General features: G+C 68.7%; 1 pseudogene. It reads left to right on the forward strand.

What is annotated here, in order from left to right:
* A pseudogene (locus tag XI08_RS05115) lies at window positions 1–428 on the forward strand (IS21 family transposase); the annotation flags it as partial.

Here is a 428-nt window from a genome sequence, read left to right on the forward strand (position 1 = left end):
AACCCGTCGCGGCAAACCGCCGTGCTGCTGGCGAGCGCCGAGCGCATCGGACCGCAGACCAGGGCCTTGTGCCAGCAAGTGTTCGACACCGAGGGGCGCCCCGGACAGCGCGCGATGTGGGGCATTGTCGGGCTGAGCCGGAAGTATCCAGCACGGCTGGTCGAGCAGGCCTGCGCGCACGCCATCGGCAACCGCATCTACCGTTACAAGCACGTGCGTGCGACCGTCGAGCGGTTGTTCGAACAGGCGATCGCGCAGGTTGGAGCGACGCCACAGCCGGCATCGCCGCTCACCCAGGATCATCCGCTGATCCGTACCCCCGCGGAATACGGCGATCTCTTCAGCCGTGCCGTGCGGCACGATGCCGGCGACAATGGCCGGCAGGCCGAGGCTCACGACGATCACGCCACGGCAACCCGCGCTCGTGG

It is taken from the genome of Bradyrhizobium sp. CCBAU 11361 (assembly GCF_028128935.1).
In the GTDB taxonomy this organism is placed as follows: domain Bacteria; phylum Pseudomonadota; class Alphaproteobacteria; order Rhizobiales; family Xanthobacteraceae; genus Bradyrhizobium; species Bradyrhizobium niftali.